This is a genomic window from Candidatus Phytoplasma solani (assembly GCF_041729705.1).
GTDB lineage: Bacteria > Bacillota_I > Bacilli_A > Acholeplasmatales > Acholeplasmataceae > Phytoplasma > Phytoplasma solani.
Genome location: NZ_CP103788.1, coordinates 298,802 through 315,197, shown reverse-complemented (window position 1 = coordinate 315,197; position 16,396 = coordinate 298,802). Strand labels below are relative to the sequence as shown.

The 16,396-nt window shown below is 28.1% G+C and carries 13 protein-coding genes; 5 read left to right on the top strand and 8 right to left on the bottom strand.

Annotated features, from left to right (window positions below; genetic code table 11):
- Positions 1–2 precede the first annotated feature (2 nt).
- Positions 3–1,094 carry a pyruvate dehydrogenase (acetyl-transferring) E1 component subunit alpha gene (gene pdhA / locus psc1_RS01600; RefSeq protein ID WP_023161171.1) on the bottom strand — a complete coding sequence of 364 codons (1,092 nt, stop codon included), beginning with the start codon at positions 1,092–1,094 and terminating at the stop codon, positions 3–5.
- Positions 1,095–2,686: 1,592 nt separating this feature from the next.
- Between pdhA and psc1_RS01595 the strand changes: the two genes are divergently transcribed.
- The 4 genes from psc1_RS01595 to psc1_RS01580 are packed head-to-tail and all read left to right on the top strand — an operon-like array spanning position 2,687 to position 4,409.
- Positions 2,687–2,944: a hypothetical protein gene (locus psc1_RS01595; protein ID WP_373375750.1), complete on the top strand. Its 258-nt coding sequence runs from the start codon at positions 2,687–2,689 to the stop codon at positions 2,942–2,944.
- The gene (locus psc1_RS01590) at positions 2,944–3,273 is read left to right on the top strand and encodes a transporter substrate-binding domain-containing protein (RefSeq protein WP_373375749.1); all 330 of its coding nucleotides are present in this window, start codon (positions 2,944–2,946) and stop codon (positions 3,271–3,273) included. The genes psc1_RS01595 and psc1_RS01590 overlap by 1 nt, the downstream gene beginning before the upstream one ends.
- Positions 3,274–3,280: 7 nt before the next feature.
- Entirely contained in the window at positions 3,281–3,523 is a 243-nt protein-coding gene (locus psc1_RS01585; protein ID WP_373375748.1) for a hypothetical protein, read from the top strand.
- Positions 3,498–4,409 carry an ABC transporter permease subunit gene (locus psc1_RS01580; RefSeq protein ID WP_373375747.1) on the top strand — a complete coding sequence of 304 codons (912 nt, stop codon included), beginning with the start codon at positions 3,498–3,500 and terminating at the stop codon, positions 4,407–4,409. The genes psc1_RS01585 and psc1_RS01580 overlap by 26 nt, the downstream gene beginning before the upstream one ends.
- Before the next feature lie 635 nt (positions 4,410–5,044).
- Here the strand turns inward: psc1_RS01580 and psc1_RS01575 are convergent.
- From psc1_RS01575 to lysS, 7 genes are all read right to left on the bottom strand, one after another.
- Positions 5,045–6,613 (bottom strand): ATP-binding cassette domain-containing protein, encoded by a 1,569-nt coding sequence (locus psc1_RS01575; RefSeq protein ID WP_373375746.1) that lies wholly within the window; start codon positions 6,611–6,613, stop codon positions 5,045–5,047.
- Positions 6,614–6,748: 135 nt separating this feature from the next.
- Entirely contained in the window at positions 6,749–9,160 is a 2,412-nt protein-coding gene (gene pheT / locus psc1_RS01570; RefSeq protein ID WP_122225324.1) for a phenylalanine--tRNA ligase subunit beta, read from the bottom strand.
- Positions 9,147–10,178, bottom strand: a complete 1,032-nt coding sequence (pheS, locus tag psc1_RS01565) for a phenylalanine--tRNA ligase subunit alpha (RefSeq protein ID WP_373375745.1) — start codon at positions 10,176–10,178, stop codon at positions 9,147–9,149. The genes pheT and pheS overlap by 14 nt, the downstream gene beginning before the upstream one ends.
- A gap of 26 nt (positions 10,179–10,204) precedes the next feature.
- Positions 10,205–10,567: a hypothetical protein gene (locus tag psc1_RS01560; protein WP_023161152.1), complete on the bottom strand. Its 363-nt coding sequence runs from the start codon at positions 10,565–10,567 to the stop codon at positions 10,205–10,207.
- Positions 10,568–10,623: 56 nt separating this feature from the next.
- Positions 10,624–11,394, bottom strand: coding sequence for an HAD-IIB family hydrolase (locus psc1_RS01555; RefSeq protein WP_023161151.1), 771 nt, complete (start codon positions 11,392–11,394; stop codon positions 10,624–10,626).
- 58 nt (positions 11,395–11,452) lie between these two features.
- Positions 11,453–14,167, bottom strand: a complete 2,715-nt coding sequence (gene dnaE / locus psc1_RS01550) for a DNA polymerase III subunit alpha (RefSeq protein WP_373375744.1) — start codon at positions 14,165–14,167, stop codon at positions 11,453–11,455.
- Positions 14,168–14,188: 21 nt separating this feature from the next.
- Positions 14,189–15,694 (bottom strand): lysine--tRNA ligase, encoded by a 1,506-nt coding sequence (gene lysS / locus psc1_RS01545; protein ID WP_023161149.1) that lies wholly within the window; start codon positions 15,692–15,694, stop codon positions 14,189–14,191.
- A 147-nt stretch (positions 15,695–15,841) separates the two neighbouring features.
- Between lysS and psc1_RS01540 the strand changes: the two genes are divergently transcribed.
- Complete coding sequence (locus psc1_RS01540) at positions 15,842–16,111, top strand: hypothetical protein (RefSeq protein WP_373375743.1); 270 nt, start codon at positions 15,842–15,844, stop codon at positions 16,109–16,111.
- The last annotated feature ends 285 nt before the right edge of the window (positions 16,112–16,396 follow it).

Genomic DNA, 16,396 nt, shown 5'->3' with positions numbered 1-16,396 from the left:
TGTTATTTACCTTCCTTTGTTTGCAAAAAAGCTTGACATTCTTCAAACTGTTCTTCTAATTGCGGAGTCATTTTTTCATAAGTGTGTTCAAAAATTTCTCTTAAAGGCATTTGAGTCCCTGTTTGCTCTACTTTTTGGTGAGAGGCAACTATTTCTTCTTGTGCGTCTTTTTCGATTTGTGCTGCTTGTTCTAAACTTAAGAAACCTTTTTTAATTAAATATGCTTGGAAACGGATAATTGGATCTTTTTTTCTCCATTCATCTTCCTCTTTTTTGCTACGATAAACAGAAGCGTTATCGTTAGTGGAGTGAGCTTCCAAACGGTAAGCAATGTTTTCAATCAAAATAGGTCCTTGTCCTTCTCTAGCACGAGTTATAGCTTCTTTGACTGCCACATAAACCGCCAAAACATCATTGCCATCAACTTGCATACCTGGAATACCAAAAGCATAACATTTTTGAGCCAAAGTTGGAGCTTGAGAAACTTTTGCCCGAGGATTAGAAATAGAATATTGATTGTTTTGAATTAAAACAACTAAAGGCACTCTAAAAACAGCTGCATAATTTAACCCTGCGTTAAATTCTTCGTGTGCAGTCCCGCCATCACCGATAGTTGCGATCGTCACTTCTTTTTTATTTTGGTATTTGCTAGCGAAAGCCAAGCCAGCACCTAAATTAACACTGGAGCCAATAATTATATTAGCTGGTAAAATACGTAATTTGGGATCTATTTTAGAACCGTTTTCGTTGCCATACCAATAAAGATAAAATTGTTCCAAAGAAACGCCACGATAAAGATAAATCCCGGCATCACGGTAATAAGGGGATACCCAATCTTGTGGTTCTAAAGCAGCAACAGCGCCGACTTGAGAAGCTTCTTGTCCGGAATTCAGTAAATAATTACCCATCCTTCCTTGACGTTGATATTTTAAAGCTGCTAAATCTGCTTGTCTACTTAAAATCATGGTTTTATACATTTTTAACAAAACATCTTTGGCAATTTTGGGTTCTAATTCAGGTTTAACTAAATTTCCTTGGGCATCAAGAATTTCTAATTTTTGTCCTTTTAAAGGGTCATAAACATTAGTTAGCATTTTATATTCTCCTTATTTTATCTTGGTTTTTCTAGAGTTAAATATATTTTCTTAACATTAATTCATCAATTTATATTAAGTATCAAATAATTTTTTAATCTTTAACACAGTAAATGAATATTTTTAGATAATGATACATCTACATATAAATTGTACTCCAAATTATGCCTTTTATCAAAAAAAAGAATGTTTATGAGTATCTTTTTTTGCAAGTAGTGGTTTTAAAAAACCATTGTAAGTCCAGATATGTTATAATTATTTAAGTTTTACTACACAAAAGGATGAAAAATAACCTAATATAAATTAAATTAACTTAAAAAAAAGATTAGTTTTTTTATCAAAAAAAGCATTAAAAAAGACATTAAAAATAGGTTAAAAGTTGGATAAATTAATATTGTACCGGTACCCATCAAATATTTTTTCAAACCAAACTATAAGAATCACACACTTATCATCTTTATTATTAGAACTAACCAAGATAGAAACGATTTTAAAAGATTCTCAAGGATAATTTAAAACATTTTTTATAGCTTTTAACGCTATTATTGCATAATTTGCTAAACAATTCAATAAATAAGTTTTTAAACCCTCTAACTACCACTCGAAACGACAATAACGATAAAAAAACTTTTTATAAACTACTTAAATTTATTATTTTCTACTTGAAATTTAAATCTTAAATCAAAACAAAGACAGCTAAACTAGTAAAAGAACTAAAAATAATACAATACTACCCAGATAGTAAAAAAATCGCTTTATCGAAAAATACAATAAGAAAGGATAATCAATATGACAACCAAAAAGCCAAATTCATTTTAAAAATACTCATAAAAAACCAACAAAAACAAGCTAAATTAATTTTACTCATGATAAAACTTAATTTTTTTTTATTTTTTGATATATAATTATAGATATAGTATTTTTTTGTTTTAATGAAATTGCTATAGTGTTAATTATTAAAAAATAGTGTCCTTTAGTATTATTAGCAGTTAACATTTCATAGTAGAAAAATAATTTTTTATTCTAACAAATTAATTGTGCCCCAAACCAAATTTAAAATATCAAAGATGCTGTTATTATCTAATTAATACCAAAACAGCAAATTTTTTTATTTTTTTACAAATTTTTATTAATTTGCCATTTCATTTAGGTCAAAAGCGCATGCTAGTCTTAAAAAAAATTTATTCACCTAATTCAAACATTTTAATAACAAGTAAATAAAAACAACACAAATTATTATTTATGGCAAGTTATAATGTGTTTTTATCTATACAAAATTCTTATCATCATTTACTAACTCTTAAATTAATTACATTCTTAAAACAATAAAAATAAAATAATTCTTTTAATTAAGAACAAATTACAAAAATTTTGTTGCCTTTTTAAATGAACAAATTAATCAAAAAAATAATTTTAATCAAAACCCCAAACAAAAAATTAAATTTGGTTCTGATACGAGAAACTAAGACGCAAAACTTGGAAAATAAAACACAATTAATCTATTCGTATTATATTTATTACAAACAAAAATTTATTATTTTATCACAATTATAAACTTTTTGCTTACCTACTTTTTAGCATTTTGTTGTTAAATGAAACTAACAAAAGAAGAATGGAGTTTTTTTATGATTAAAAAAATAAATATTAAAATTATCTTTTTATGTTTTTTGTTCAGTATTTTAATTTATCTACATTACTATCTTTTTAAAAAACCCCAAAAAAACAACGTTAGTGAAGATAATTTAGTATTAGCAACAGTCACTTGCGCTCCTCCTTTAGCTTTTGGTGGTCATAAAGATATTCAAAATAGCCTTCTAACAACCGATAGTACATATATTTTTAGGTTCTGATGTTCTTTTTTTGCAAAGATATTGCTGAAAACATAAATAAACAAATAAAAATAAAAGCTTTCGGTACTTTCGAAGGAGCTCTTAACGCCGTTAAATCAGGCAATGCAGATTTTTATATTGGTTCTTTAAGTGCAACAAATTCCAGAGAAACATATTTTGATATAATTAAATATTATACCACTTGTGCCAGTATTTTAGTTAAAACCGATAATGAAAAATTTTTTAATATCTCTAACACTGAAGAACCAATACAATTAGATAATGATCAATTCTGTAATAAAAAATTAAGATTAACTACACACAACTTCTTGTTTCAAAGAAAATATTGATAATTATATGAATAATGAAGCAAATAAAAAGAATAATTTTTTAGAACAAAATGATGGAACAAATAGTTTTTTAAGAAATAGTACTTCTGAATGTTTTCTTTTGGTAAAAGATAAAATAGTAGATGGTTTTATTACAGATGATCTTATTATAAAAGCTTTATTTCAAAAACATAACCAAGAATTTAAAAAATTTAAATTAACATTGCAAGAAACAATTCCTCCTTATGGTATTTTTATTAAAAAAAAATAATAAGTCTGTAAAAGAACTAATTGAAAAAGGAATTAAAACTGCTATACAAGAAAATCAAGAAAAACTAGATGATATAAACTCAAATATAGAACAAATAACTGATTATTATGAAAAAAACTTTGTCCCACCAGCTTTTGGTGATTATATACAAATAAATGAAAAATTAGAAACTACAAATAAAACAAATTTAGATGATAAAATTCAAAAAATCTTAAAAACTTTTCCCTCTTATGCTAAAAGCTTTGTTAATTCTTTAGTTGTAGCGATAGATAGTGTTGTTTTGGGTTTTCTTTTATCTTTATTATTAGTGAAAGCTAAAATATTAGTAAATTATTATCGTCAAACTCAAAAAAAAGCACTTATGAAAATGTATCAAACTTTTTCTTTTGTAATTGATCGTTTTGTTAGCTTTTTAAATGCTATTCCTATTTCTATACAATCTTTATTAGTGTTTAATTTTATTACTACAATAGAATCATTTAAAAATATTAAAATAGCTTTTTCTGCATCTTTGATTGTTTTATTACTTAATACTATTGCCAATTTAATTCAAATTATGATGCATAATATTAATTTATTAGATAAAGGCCAAATTGAAGCTGGTTATGCTTTAGGAATGACTCAAAAACAAGTTTTTAATTGCATCATTTTTGAACAAAGCATTAAAAAAACTTATCCTGCAGTAGGAAAACAATTTATCACTAACATTAAAGATACTTCGTTGTTTTCAATTATTGGTTTTTCAAGTCTTTTATGGCAGGCTCAGAGTAACGCGTCTGTTGATTTGGATATATGGACTCCTTATATTATAGTTTGTTGTGTTTATTTAATTATTGTCTTTATTACTAATTTTATTTTAAAAATCTTAAACAGGAACAAAATCTAAGAAGATAGTTAGTTACAACTAGGTGTACTTTTATAAAAAATTGTAAATAAATGCATTTTTAATACCTAAATAGGCTAGTTTTTATAACTAGTCTTTTTTTTGTTTTTAAGAAAAGAAGAATTTTAAATGAATGGTTTTTGTCACCAAAGAGGTCTAAATATTGTAGCTATTTAACCAACACCCAGAGCTTCGAAACGTTAAATGGATATAGTTATTTAGTTATTTGAAAAAATAACAAATTACAAGCAACTTATAAAAGTAAATTGAAATTAAAATATGTTTTGGCTTTTGGAATTACTAAAACTAAAAGCAAAATTAAGGTTCAAAAAAACAGAAATTAAAAGTTTAAAATGGTTGGAAAAAAAGATTTACCAATAGAACAAATGATAGCAATTGACAAAATATTTTTAAAAGAATTTATAAAAAAGAAAAACAAGTTAAATTAAAGTAATTTTTGTTAAACATTTAAATTAAGAAAATTTTTTTATCAAAAAAAATGATAAAAGTTTTGAATTTAAGTTATTTTTGAATATAAAAAAAGACTATCTTTTAAAAAGATAGTCTTGATTATCGACATAAAATAATATTAATTGTAGTAGTTTCAAATAAGAATTTATTGAAAAAATTTTTTAAGATTATTTATTTAATAAAACATCAATTGGTTTTTTGCGAGATAATCTTGTAATTGGAAAAACAACGGAAAGGAAAACGATAAAAAAGACATAAAAAAATTGAGTAACTAAACCGAAATAAAATCTAGGAGAAGTAAACGCCGCTTTGAATATAGCTGATGGTTCCATTGTAAACACAAAATGCCCTATCAGAAAAATTCTTAAAAGATTACAAATAATAACAAATACATTAATAATGTTAGCATAAACAAAACCTTCACAAAAAAAAATTTTAGCGACGGTTGAGCCTTTAGCTCCTAAAGCTCTCAAAGTGCCAATTTCTCTTTGTTTTAACTTAATACTAGCATTAAAATACATATAAATAATAAAGAAAGCTATTAAACTAAAAATAGCTATAGTTATTAATGTTGCATTTGCAATTTTGCGTCTCCATGCAACTTCACGTTCAATGATGTGTTTGGTTTCTTGTTTTACTTCGTCGATCATTTCTTTTTTTTTTGCTTCTGTATAAAATGGGTTGTTTTGACAATAACCTATTTTACGATCGCGAGATTCATATGCCTCTTGTTCTATTTCCTTGATTTCATCTTGGAAAAAAACCAAAGTTTGCAAAGCAATAGAAAACAAAAAAGACATTAATGCTGTTATTAAGACAGAAAAAACTAACAAAATCTTTTTATTTTTTAAAGCACTCGCGCCCATTTTCAAAGATTTACCTAAAGGTAATTGACTTTTAATTTGTTTAAATGGAGTTGGTTGGGCATCGAGTAAAACCTCTTTGGTTGGTTCAAAGTTTTCTTTCAAAGGGTTTTTTTGTTGTGTTTGAATTATTTTAATCATTTCTTCAGTCAAAACTTGACCTTTAGCGAATTGAGGTTTTTTAGTTTTAGTAGAGTTTCGACTTCTACTTATATCTTCTACAATAGTGCCATCTTTGAATTCAATTACTCGGTCAGCAAATTGATAAGCACTTTCTTGGTCGTGTGAAACAACAACTACTAAATGGTCTTGCGACAATTGCTTTAAAATACTTAATACCTGTTGGCTAGTTTGAGAATCAAGATTACCTGTTGGTTCATCAGCTAAAATAATTTCTGGATTTTTAATTAAAGCTCTGACAATAGCAACACGCTGTTTTTGTCCGCCAGATAACTCATTGATTTTGCGATTTTGGAATTGTTGCATCCCTACTCTTGCCAAAAAATCAGAAATTACTTGATGTTCAGGAGTTTGTCCTTGCAATTCCAAGACTAAGGCGATATTTTCGTGTACACTCATTGTTTCGATTAAATTAAAATCTTGAAAAATAAAACCAACTGTTCCATTGCGATAAGTATCTAAATCACTTTGTTTAAAAGAACGTGTCGAATAACCTTTAATAGTTATATTACCTTGGTCGTAAGTATCAAGACCCCCTAAAAGATTTAATAAAGTCGATTTACCACTACCTGATTTTCCCAAAATAAAAACTAATCCTTTTTGTGGTAATTTTAAAGAAACATCATTTAAGGCTAAGGTGCGAAAACCAGTTTTAGTAATAAAAGATTTACTAACTTTTTGAATATTAAACATATAACACTCCTTTTCTTAATTTATTTATTAATAATTAAAAAAACAAACTCCTTTTTTTATTATAACATATGAACGAAAATGTTAATTGTTTTTTGTTTAGAAGCTATTGACTCTCAAATAAGCTAAAAAATTAATTTATCTAATCGTAATTTGATAATTTTGGATTAAAGTTGTAATAATTTGAGCTAAATTTTTATCAATTTCAGCATTTTGTAAGTTTTTGTAGGGATTTGAAAAAGTAAATCTTAATGCTAAAGAAAGTTGTTGCTCTTCATTGGTTTGATAAACATCGAATAATTGACAGTCAACCAAATCAAAAGATAAGTTACTTTTAATTGTTTGAATGATATCAAAAAAATGATATTTTTTTTCGATCAAAAAAGATAAGTCGCGAGTGATAACCGGAAATTTACTGATTGGTTGATACAAAACTTGGTTTTTTTGTGTTAAAAAGTCATTCAATAACAAGAATTCACAAAGAAAACTATCTTTTAAGTGATGCTTTTCGTTTAATAAGGGGTGAGTTTTTCCTATCATCCCGATAACTTGGTTGTTGTATAAAATTTTGGCCTGAATGCCTGGATGAAGATTCGAATTATCAGTACTTTTTTGAAAGGTCAGTTGAATTCCTAAAAAGGTACTAATTTTTTCTATCAGTCCTTTTAAAACAAAAAACGAATTATTGACATCTTGTTTTAACCAACCGCTATTTAAAAATTTACCACTTAAAGCAAGTCCCAAACTTAGTATTTCTTCTTGTAGATAATAGACTTTACTGATCTCAAAAAAAGCATTATCAAAAGCTTGTCTTTTGTGTTGCTGACTTAAAACCTCGACTAAACTACTTAACAAACTTTGTCTTAAAATAACTTTATCTTGTGATAAAGGATTCGTTATTTTGATTCTTTCTTTTTGGTAACTAAAAGCTTCAAACATTTCAGCGCTGATTAAACTATAAGTGACAGTTTCATAAAAACCTAAATTAACTAATATTTTTTTCAGTTCTCTGATATTTTTTTGTTTTAAAGTCATTTGAGCTTGTGGGCTTTTAGTTGTTTTGATGTTAATAACGTTGTGATAACCATAAAGACGAACTAAATCAGCAACAACATTTTCTTTGATTTTAATATCATATCGACGCAAAGGGGCAGATAGTTTTAAATTATCTGATTTAGTTGATAAAACTTGATAATCTAAGTTTGATAACCAGTTTTGAGTTTGGGTAAGCGAAAAGGCAATTCCAGTTTTGCTTTTCACAAAAGCTAGATTCAAATCAAGAACTTTTGGTTTTAAAACTTGTTTTTTTTGTCTAATCGGTTGACTAGTAATTTTGGCATCAGCTAAAGAGACTAAAAGATCGCATGCATGCATCAAAGCTAAAGGAATTAAATCAGGGTCAATCCCTCTTTCAAAACGTAAAGAACTTTGAGTTTTGATTTTTAACTTTTGACTAGTTTTGGCAATGGTTACTGGTAAAAAGTAAGCCGCTTCTAAAATAATTTTTTGAGTGTTTTCTTTGATGCCACTTTCTAAAAGACCCACAATCCCAGCTAAAGCGATTGGTTTGATACCGTCTGTGATAACTAAATCATTTTGATCTAATTGAAAGACATTTTGGTTTAATGTTGTAATTATTTCTTGATTAAAGGCTTGTCTAACTTTAATTTCTTTGATCTTTTGTGAGTCAAAAGCATGCAAAGGGATGCCGTATTTAAGCAAAATTAAATTAGTGATATCAACTACATTATTAATCGGTTTGATATCTGATTGTAAAAGGGTATTTCTGAGCCATAAAGGTGAGGGTTTGATTTTGATATTTTCTAACATACAAGCGTTGTATTCATAGCAAGCTTTACTTTCAATTACAACCGAAAAACACACTTTTGGTAAAGTTAACAAAGAGTTAAAAAATTTTTTTGTTTGCGGCTCTTCAAATACTTTTGTTTGGTCGTCTTGGTAGCAAGGATTACTTTTTAAAACAGCTTTTAGATCTTTGGCAAAACCAAAATAAGATAAAAGATCTGCCCGATTGGGAGTTACACCTAATTCTAAAATAAATCCATCCATTCCTAAAGGAATTAAAGCATCACTACCAAGTGGGATTCTGTCATCAGGATCTTCAAAAAGAAAAATTCCTGCTTTTTCTTCTTCTGTTAAAATACTTGGATCAAAACCTAATTCATCTAAAGCACAAATCATTCCTTCAGAAAAAATACCACAAATGGTTTTATTTTGGAGAATTGAATTTAGTCCTGCCAAAAATGAACCTTGCGAAGAGACAATGACTTTACGGTTTTTGGCTAAATTATTAGCTCCACAGACAATTTTTACAATTTTTTTACCTAGATCAACGGTGACTAAGTTTAGTTTTTTTGAGTTAGGAACTTTTTGAAAGTTTAATATTTTTCCCACTACTAAATTAGTATTTTTAGATATTGGAGTAAGAGTTTTAACTTCGCTAATATAATTATTGATTAAGTCAAAAAAACGCTTGGAAGATGGGATATTGCTTAAATGTTTTTTTAAAATTGGTTCAAGAATTTTCATGCTTTTTCTCCTTGGCAAATTGGCACAAAAAACGAATGTCATTTTGATAAAAATAGCGAATATTTTCGATTTGATATTTAATCATAGCAACTCTTTCAATCCCGATGCCAAAAGCAAAACCTTGGTATTTTTCCGGATCGTAATTGGCATTAATTAACACTTGAGGATGCACTAAACCAGCTCCTAAAATTTCTAAATATTCTTTGCTGTTGTCTTGTTTTGTCATTACTAAATCTACTTCGACACTTGGTTCGGTAAAAGGAAAATAAGAAGGTCTTAAATTAATTTCTTGCGATATACCAAACAATTCTTGGATGATTGTCAAAAGGGTTTGTTTTAAATCTAAAAAATTAATGTTTTTATCAATTACCAAACCTTCTAATTGCATAAATTGGTGGCTATGGGTATCATCATCATCATCTTTGCGAAAAACTTTGCCCGATGAAATGATTTTTAAAGGTTTTCCTTGATGTTTTAACATTTCTTTGACTTGAATATTAGAAGTGTGTGTTCTTAACAACTTTTCCGGATTGATATAAAAAGAGTCTTGCATTGCTCGTGCTGGATGATCTTTACCAATATTTAACATTTCAAAATTAAAAAAATCGGTTTCAATTTCGTTGCCATCTTTAATTTGATATCCCAAAGATAAAAATAAATCTTCTAATTGCTCAATAATTTGATAAAGAGGGTGAATGCTTCCTTGTTTAAAATTAAAACCTGGCAAACTAATGTCAACATCTTCTTGCATTAATTCTAAATTAAGTGCCTGTTGTTTTAAACGATTTTTTTCTTGTTGTAAAGATGCAATAATAGTTTGTTTCAAATGGTTAATTAACTTTCCTGCCGCAGGCTTTTGATCGTAGGATATGCTTTTGAACTGTTGGTTTAATTCTTGGAAAAGACCTTTTTTGCCTAAAAATTTTTGTTCTAAAGCAAGCAAAGCTTCTAAGTTGTTTTTATCTTGTTCGAATAATTTTTCAAATTGTTCTTTTAAAAGCTGAATTTTATTTTTCATAAACCATTTTCCTTCCTTTTTTATTGCTACTGCATCATCCAACTAATGATATTACCACCAGTTGCCAAAGATAACCACATCCCTAAAGTTGCTCCCAAAAAGACTCCTAACGAAATACCGAAAGAACCTTTTTTCAAACCCAAAATAAGACCACCTAAAAACATGCCTGAAAACATCACTGTTAGATGAAGTTGTGTTTCTTTTGCAGGTGATTCTTGTGCGGCGTATTTGTCTCTAAAAATATAGATGAGCATCAAATTAACAATCAAAGTGACACAAATTAAACCAAGATGAAACAATTTGTTTTGCAACAATCCTTGATAAGGGTTGTGTTTATTGGGGGTAAAATTGTTTTTTTTAATAACTGCTTTTTTAGGAAAAGAATTCATATTGCAATATCCTTTCTTGTTGATAAATAAATTGATTTTTATCGTTTTAAAATAACCTAAATTAGATTATGTTTTTGAAAAAATTCATATAAAGAGTCGTTTTGGATGTCAGGAGCTACTAAGTTAGCTATTTTTTTTAAATAATCATATTTAGTATTTGCCATGACAATAGATAAGTGAGCTGCTTGAAACATTTCAACATCATTACAACCATCACCTATACAAATTAATTTATGTTCGGGGTAGTTTTTTTGAATCACTTGAATGCCGTAAGCTTTATTAACTTGTTTAGCACTTAGACTTGTAACCCCACTTTTCCAAAAATAAGTGTTAAATTGTTGAAATTCTTTCATGAAATCAACTACTATTTGAGGATTATCGTGAAATAAATTAATTTTGTAGATCGGATATTCAATATTTTGAACTATTTTTTGCATATTTTGGGCATCCATAAACATTTTTGAATCAGGGTCATCTTGAAAAGGAATGCTTTTTGGTTGTAACATAGTGTTAATAATTTTAATTCCGTTAGTTATGGCTTTTTGGTTAATTTGTAAAACATCATCTTTGGGGATAGGTGTTTGTTGAATAATTTCTTCCCCTTTGAAGGTAATAGCTCCGTTTAAAACTACAAAATATTGAAATAAATCTTTTAATTTTTCTAAAACTCTAAGCCCGTTTTGGCTTCTACCAGTTGCAATCCCTAAAATATTATTAGGGTTTTGTGACAATTGGTATAATAGCTTTTTGGTTTGAGGAAAAATGGTTTTTGTATCATTATCATATAAAGTATGATCGATATCAAAAAAAAATAATTTTTTTTGCATAATTAATTATTTATATCCAATTTCTAAAATATAAGTTAAAAAATAATACTTATTATAGTTAATTTTTATTTATACAAGCATTTATGTCGAAACCAAAAACTTTAGTCTCCTCTGATTTTAGCTGATGTAGTAAAAATTCTTGGTGTAAAGTAAGGTTGTAATGTTCTAAAAAACGATAATATCTTACTTCGTTTAAATCTTGATTATAGAATAAAGTTTTTCTGTTAAAACCCATTTGATCAAGAGCACCACTCAAAATTAAGTTAGTCAAAATGATTGGATTCAAAGAGGTAAACAATCTTTGTTTAAAATCTTTGAAAGACATAAATTTTTGTTTGTGACGTTCTTTGAATAATTCGTGGCAAAAATTACGACTTACTCCTTTGATCATATTTAAAGGCAAAAACAGTTGATTATTTTCAAAATAATAATAATCTAAGCTGGTAAAAACATTTGGTTTAATTATCGTAATATTAGCTTGTGCTACTTCTTTTAATAAAACACTAGTTTGCGAAGAATCATTTATAGAATCATTTAATAAAGCGATCATAAAATGAATAAAATAATTAGTTTTAAGATAAGCCATACGGTAACTGATTAAAGAATAAGCAACACTATGGCTTTTGTTAAAACCATAATTGGCAAATTTCAAAATATAATCATAAATTTTATTAGCTAAAAATGTATCATGACCTTCTTGTTGGCTTTTGGTAAGGAAATGTGTTTTTTCTTGTAGCAAAATATTTTTGTCTTTTTTACTAATGGCTCTTCGAAATAAATCCGCTTCATTTAAGGTATATTTAGCAAAAACAGCGACTATTTGCATAATTTGTTCTTGATAAAGAATGACGCCATAAGTTGGACGGAGAATATCGTCAATTAGAGGATGAAAATAAGTTTTATGCGTTCCTTTAAGTTTTCGGTTTTGCAAAAACAAATCAAAAGAATCGATTGGACCTGGACGGTTTAAAGCTAATAAAGCAATCAAATCTTCAAAAGTTTGAGGTTTCATTTTTTGCAAAAACATTTTTGCTTTCAAAGATTCTAATTGAAAAATGCCCACGGTTTTGCCGGTTTGTAAAAGTTGAAAAGTTTTTTGGTCGTTTAATGGGATTGTCAAAAGATCAAAACTAAGATGATCTTTCTTAATTGCTTCTATTATTTGTTCGATGATGTTAAGACTGCGAAGTCCTAAAAAATCAATTTTTAATAAACCAATTGCTTCTAAATCTGAGGCTTCCCATTGAGTTTGGAATAAATTAAGATAATTTGATTTTTGTAAAGGGATACTTTGGGATAATTCATCTTGACTTAAAATGACTCCGGCAGCGTGAGTTCCGGTAAAACGCGGCATCCCCTCTAAAAAAGTTGCCATTTGTAACAAATCTTTTATTTTATCATCTAAAATTTTGGGGTCTTGGGATTGAGAATTATCTAAAAAATCAAAAAGATACTTTACTTGAAAAGGTTTTATTTTTTTAAATTTAATCAATTCTTTAATGATAGCTTTTTTGGTCACAAAACGTCCAAAAGTAATAATATTAGCTACACGAGATAAGCCGTATTTTTGACAAATATATTCAATTACTTTTTCTCTTTTGTTATCAGGGAAATCAAGGTCAATATCAGGCATGGTTTTTCTTTGTGAGTTTAAAAACCTTTCAAAAATAAGATCATATTTTAAAGGGTCAATTTCTGTAATTTCAAGACAGAAACATACTAAAGAACCAGAAGAAGAACCACGACCAGGGCCGACTAAAATATCGTTTTTTTTGGCATATTTAACTAAATCACTGACAATTAAAAAATAATTTTGATAATTAAGATCATTGATGATAGTCAATTCTTGGTTTAATCTTTTTTTATATTTATCGTATGCTAAATCTTTTGGTTTGATAAACTTTTTTAACCCTTGAGTAGCAATTTTTTTTAAATATTGCTTAGAATTTTTTCTATTCGGAATTGCTTCTTGATTTTCTAAAAAATCTAGATAAGAAGGTAATTGGAATTTATTTGGAAAAAAAGTTTGATAATTAATTTTAGTAATCAATTCTTTGGTCTGTTCGATAATTTGTGGATACTTTTGATAAATGCGATCAAACTCATTTTTAGTTAAAAAAGATAAATCTAGTTCAGAATCGAGAGGTTTATTTTCCATTTTAGCTAAAATTTGATGTGTTTCTTTGGCTTTGGGAGTTTCATAATTAGTTTTGTGAACAGGTAGACAAGGAATTTTGAAGTGTGAACCAAAATCAAAGATATTATCGTTTAGTTGTTCTAAAAAAAAACTTTGAAAAGAGATTCCTAAAAAAACTTCAGTAAAAACACTTTTTAATTGTTGTAACAATTGACTAAAATAATCTTTTTGGTCACTGACAAAAATTTTTTCAAACAAAGGAGAAAAACCGGTAACAATGATAAACAAATTTTTACCTAAAGCTTTGATTTTGTCTAAAGAAATGTTGTTTTGTTCTTCTAATTTAACAAAAGTGGCTAATTGGATTAAATTTTTAATTCCTTTGTCATTTTGGGCATAAACTAAAAGTTCTCCTACTTTATTATCCCATAACAAATTGATTTTAATGCCTAAAATAGGTTTTATTTGGTGCTTTTGACACAAATGTATGAAAGAAAGCATGCCGTATAAATTAGATTCATCGCTTAGAGCTACAAAATCATAATTATTTTCTTTGGCTGTAATAACTAGTTTTTCTACAGAATTTAGACTTTGTAACAAGGAATAAAAACTTTGTAAATAAAAAACACCTCGCATAACTACATCACCTTGCCGTTCTTATTTTTTATGAGTCTCTTTTAAAATATTTTTATTTTTGAAATGGGGGAATAAAATCACATCTCGAATGTTGGCAGTATCCGTTAAAAGCATTACTATACGATCGATTCCCATCCCTAAACCACCAGTTGGAGGCATCCCATAACTTAAAGCGTTTAGGAAATCATAATCCATCTCATTGGCTTCATCGTTGCCTAGTTCTTTTTGTTTCAATTGATTTAAAAAACGTTGTTCTTGTTCGATCGGATCATTTAATTCACTAAAAGCGTTAGCAAATTCTTTTCCGGCAATAAAAAGTTCAAAGCGATCGGTAAAGCGTGGGTCTTGTTCGTTGGTTTTAGCTAAAGGACTGATTTCAACAGGATGACCGAAAATAAAAGTTGGTTGAATTAACGTTTTTTCGACGTATTTTTCAAAAAAAGCTTCGATAATATGGCCTTGACTAAAATGAGACATGATTTTTATTTGATGTTCTTTGGCTAACAAAAAACAAGTTTCTAAAGAAAATTTTTGTTTGAAATCAATGCCAGTTTTAGCTTTAATAGCATCTATCATGCTGATTTTATGAAAAGTCTGAAAACTGATTTTTTTATTTTGATAATTAATCTCTAAGGTTTTTAACACCTTTTGACAAATATATTGAAAACATTTTTGAGTTAATTCCATAATATCAGACATATCAGCAAAAGCTTGATAAGCTTCGATCGTGCTAAATTCAGGATTATGAGTGGCATCAGTGCCTTCATTGCGAAAAAGACGTCCGATTTCATAAACTTTTTTCATCCCACCAACGATTAATTTTTTCAAAGGTAATTCGGTTGCTATTCTTAAATAAAAATTAGAATCTAAGGCATTATGGGAAGTAATAAAAGGTTTTGCTGCTGCTCCACCCAAAGTAGCTTGCAAAATAGGAGTTTCTACTTCTAAAAAACCTTCATGATCAAAAAAATTGCGAATAGCTTTAATAATCAGACTCCGAGTGATAAACACTTGTCTACTTTTTTCATTAACAATAAGATCAACATAACGTTGTTTTCTCATTTCTTCACGATTTTGCAAACCATGAAACTTATCTGGCAACGGTTTTAAAGCTTTACTAAGGTGAATAAATTCTAATGCTTTTATAGTTAGTTCTTGAGTTTTGGTTTTAAACAAAAAACCTTTGATACCGATAATATCACCTAAATCACAATTTTGATAAAGACTAAAGGCAAAATCGCCTAATAAATCAAGTCTTAGATAAATTTGGATTCTAAAATCAAAATCTTGTAAATGCAAAAAGCCGGCTTTTCCTTGCCCTCTTTTTAAAACGATTCTACCAGCTACAGCAACATCGATTCTTTCTTGTTCTAAAGTCATTTGGTCTTTGGTTTGATAATTTAAAACAATGTTTTTGATTGTTGTCGAACAGATAAATTTTTTGCCAAAAGGATTAATTTTTAACTTTTTCAACTCCTTGATTTTTTGATATCTAATCGTTTCTTGTTCTGTCATTTTTTTATTCATTTCATCGTCTCCTAATGTCATTTTACTTTCTAACATTAACCTTAATTATACCAAAAAAAGAGTCTTTTTTTTAACTTATCTTTTTTATTGCATCATTTTTAAAATAGCAAAAAACGATTAATTTGTTTCAAAAAGTATAATGTTAATATGAATTTATTATTGTTTAAAAAAACAAAAAAATCAAAACAACCACCCCAACCCTACAACAACAAACACCAACCCCCCCAACAAGATTCACCAACCCCAACCAAAGGCAAAACCATCAAAGACACCACCCCAAACACAAACGACACCACCCACACACCTCACACACCCACCACGCACGGCACCTCAGCCCTCAAATCAGAAAAAAGTGAAGAAGAATTAGATGAAACCAAAACAGAAGAACCCCAAGATGGCCTAATTACTTTTGTGTGATTGGTTATTTGATTTGATATTAAATATTTGTTAATAGCTTCTTCTTTAGATTGGCCTACATAAATATCTTGTGCTATTAAATGGATTTTGGGGGGGTTGGTTGGTGTGATGACATTGGCATCCCAAAATACAAATGCTTCTTCGATGGCGATTTCGTATTTTAAAAGGTCGTCAAGGGTGTATTGATGGTTTGTGCCATAATAACCCTTTTCTTTAAAAGGGCTGGTTCTTGGTTTGATATAACAACATTTTAATCCTTGAGGGGGGTCTTTTAGCCACCAAAAA